The organism is Sandarakinorhabdus sp., from assembly GCF_031422795.1.
In the GTDB taxonomy this organism is placed as follows: domain Bacteria; phylum Pseudomonadota; class Alphaproteobacteria; order Sphingomonadales; family Sphingomonadaceae; genus Sandarakinorhabdus.
This window is the reverse complement of the sequence record NZ_JANPML010000438.1, coordinates 1-3,017: the sequence shown is the minus strand read 5'-3', so window position 1 is coordinate 3,017 and position 3,017 is coordinate 1. Positions and strand designations below refer to the sequence as shown.

Below are 3,017 nucleotides of genomic sequence, written 5' to 3'. Positions count from 1 at the left end.
ATCTTCAACATCGCCGCCGATATCGCCGCCATGGGCGAGGCCGCGCGCCTGGTCACCGGCTTGCCGCGCCTGCCGCTGATGGTGGGCTTTGCCGTGCTGTCGCTGGGGCTGCAGATTTTCGTGCCCTATCATCGCTATGTCGGCCTGCTGAAATGGCTCACCCTGTCGCTGTTGGCCTATGTGCTGGTGGTGCTGGCGGTGGGCGTGGACTGGCGCGCGGCGCTGGCCGGCCTGTGGCCCAGCCTGCCCGCCGGCAGCGCCACCACCGTGGTCGCCATCCTGGGCACCACCATCAGCCCCTATCTGTTTTTCTGGCAGAGCGCGCAGGAGCTGGAGGAGATGCAGCTGGAACACGCCCGCCCGTTGCTGCAACGCCCGCGCGCCGCGCCGCGTGAACTGCAGCGGCTGATGAAAGACAGCGCCGCCGGCTTCCTTGTCACCATGACGATCTCGTTGTGCATCATCGCGGCAACGGCTGCCACGCTGCACGGTGCCGGCACGACCAGCATTGCCACGGCCGCCGATGCCGCCGCTGCCTTGCGGCCGATTGCCGGCGATTTCGCTTTCGCGCTGTTTGCCTGCGGCATCATCGGCACCGGCCTGCTGGCGGTGCCAGTGCTGGCGGGCTCTGCGGCCTATGCGCTTGCCGAAGTGATGGGCTGGCGCGCCGGTCTTGAGCTGAAACCCCGCGAGGCCGGCGGCTTTTACGGCGTCATCTTCCTCGCCGTCACCGCAGCGCTGGCGCTCGATCTGATCGGCATTGATCCGATTCTGGCACTGTTCTGGTCAGCAGTGGTCAACGGGCTGGTGGCGGTGCCGGTGATGTTGGCGATCATGCTGCTGGCCAGCCGCCGCGCCGTGATGGGGAATTTCCGGGCGCGCGGCGCGCAAGCACTACTGGGCTGGGGCGCAGTTCTGCTGATGACGGTGGCGGCGGCAGGAATGGCGCTGCTCTGAAACGCAACCGCCCGGCACGCCGCCCGGTATCAGCGCGGCCGGTATCAGCGCGGCCGGAACCGGCTCGCCGTCAGATTTTCGGTGATCGTGCGTTCCAGATCAGCAACTTCGGCCATCAGCCGGCGGTGGCTTTCTGCCGCCTGAGCATGGGCTGCTGCCAGCGCCAGGTGCCGGGCCTTGTCATCCGGGCTGTGGCCCTTGGCAATGATGCGGCGTTCATGGTCGCGCATTTCGCTGCCGTGGCGATCAAAGCTGGTATCATGTCGGCGCAGCGCGGCGGCAACCGCCTCCAGCCGGCGGGCCGCCGCCATGTGCTGGGCGTTCCAGCGCGCCTGTTCATCGATCCAGCTGCGATGCTGGCCGATCATCGCTGCATCAACCGCAGCGGGCTTGCCCGCAAGGGCAGCAGTTGGGGCAGCAACAAGGGCAAGCGAGACGAGCGCGATCAGCATGGTGGCACCTCTTTGAGAAACATTGCCATAATGTAATCTTCTTTGCGGCAACCGCAAGGCCCGCCGGCTTGCAAGGCCCCGGGCAACGCCTATTCTGACGCAACGCATCAACAAGGAACCCTATCATGGTGACGCTCACCCGCCCCGAAGGCACGGAATCCGACGATCTGACCCTGTCGCGCCGCGCTGTGCTGATTGCCGCCGGCTATGCCGCGTTCGATGTGGGCGCCAATGCCGAGCCGGTGAAGACGCCCGAAGACGGCCTGATCAGCGGTTGGGAAACCCTGCCCGGCGGCCTGCCCGCCTTTGTCGCCCGCCCAGCCGGAAAGGGCAAACACGCCGCCGTGATCGTGGTGAACGAAATTTTCGGTGTCCATGAATGGATCAAGGATGTCTGCCGTCGCTTTGCCAAGGCCGGCTATGTCGCCATCGCGCCGGAGTTTTTCTTCCGCGGCGATCCCGACAAGACTTTGGCCAAGCTCACCGATTTCACTGCCATCCGCGCCATCGTTGCCAAGGCCGGCAACGAACAGGTGATGGGCGATGTGAAGACCACACTCGACTGGCTGGGCACCCAGAAATTCGTGCATGCCAAGAAGGTTGCCATCACCGGCTTCTGCTGGGGCGGCGCGGTCACCTGGATGGCCGCTGCCCGCTTCCCCGAACTGAAGGCCGGCGGCGCCTGGTATGGCCGCCTGAAGGGTGACCCCGGCACCGAAGGGCGCAAGTGGCCGATGGAAGTGGTGGCCGATCTCAAGGCCCCGGTGCTCGGCCTCTACGGCGCGCTCGACAAGGGCATTCCGGTCGCCGATGTGGAGGCGATGCAGGCCAAGCTGAAAGGCTCAAAAAGCAGCATCATGCTCTACAAGGACGCTGATCACGGCTTCCTCGCCGATTACCGCCCCAGCTACAACGCGGCGGCCGGCACGGACGCGTGGGATCGGCTGCTGGCGCATTTCAAGGCGAGCGGGGTGTAAGCCGTCACCTCTCCCCACGAGGGAGAGGTCGAGAGACAGCGTAGCCGGCCCGGGAGAGGGGTCTGCACACCGAAGGCAAGACCGCCCCTCTCCCGCCGCTCGTTCCGCGCGAGTCGACCTCTCCCCGGCGGGGAGAGGTAAGATCAAAACCCCACGAACCGCGCCGCTTCGTCAACGCTCTTGCGCTCCGAAACCACGGCGTTGGCGGGGAAGCTTTCCTCCGGCCAACCGATGGCGACGGCTTTCATGATCACCTGATCATCGGCGATGCCGGCATGTTCGCGCACCACGGGCGATTGCATGATGCCCTGGCTGTTGATCACCGCGCCCAGCCCGCGCGACCAAGCGGCGTTGACCAGCGCGGTCGAAACCGCGCCACAATCGAACGGCGTGTCGTCGCTGCCAGAAAGCACCTTGTCGTAAGTGATGATCACGCACACCGGCGCATCGAACTGGCGGAAGCCGCGCAGCACCCAGTCCATCCGGGCGGGCGCGTCATCACGCGCGATGCCCATGGCGCTGAACAATTGCTTGGCAACGCCGATCTGGCGTTCGCGGTGGACGCCTTCGAATGCCGTGCCGGTGCGGAACTCGCGGCTGTGCGGCACGCCGGCCATGTTGCGTTCGGTAT

General features: G+C 65.9%; 4 protein-coding genes. 2 read left to right on the top strand and 2 right to left on the bottom strand.

Translation table 11 applies throughout. The annotated features are described in order from the left end of the window. The coding region (locus RMO81_RS15005; protein ID WP_310476734.1) for a divalent metal cation transporter at window positions 1-957 on the top strand (957 nt) is incomplete at its 5' end. A gap of 44 nt (window positions 958-1,001) precedes the next feature. On the opposite strand, the gene RMO81_RS15000 is transcribed toward RMO81_RS15005, so the two are convergent. Next, window positions 1,002-1,409 carry a hypothetical protein gene (locus tag RMO81_RS15000; RefSeq protein WP_310476733.1) on the bottom strand — a complete coding sequence of 136 codons (408 nt, stop codon included), beginning with the start codon at window positions 1,407-1,409 and terminating at the stop codon, window positions 1,002-1,004. Window positions 1,410-1,534: 125 nt separating this feature from the next. On the opposite strand from RMO81_RS15000, the gene RMO81_RS14995 reads away from it, so the two are divergent. Continuing rightward, complete coding sequence (locus RMO81_RS14995) at window positions 1,535-2,386, top strand: dienelactone hydrolase family protein (protein WP_310476732.1); 852 nt, start codon at window positions 1,535-1,537, stop codon at window positions 2,384-2,386. Between the two features lie 143 nt (window positions 2,387-2,529). Here RMO81_RS14995 and RMO81_RS14990 read toward each other — a convergent pair. Next, window positions 2,530-3,017: nitroreductase family protein (locus RMO81_RS14990; RefSeq protein WP_310476731.1), on the bottom strand; the 488-nt coding region annotated here is incomplete at its 5' end.

Excerpts from the sequence above, each read along its gene's own strand:
- RMO81_RS15000 (WP_310476733.1), bottom strand. The coding sequence starts at position 1,409 with ATGCTGATCGCGCTCGTCTCGCTTGCCCTTGTTGCTGCCCCAACTGCT.
- RMO81_RS14995 (WP_310476732.1), top strand. The coding sequence starts at position 1,535 with ATGGTGACGCTCACCCGCCCCGAAGGCACGGAATCCGACGATCTGACC.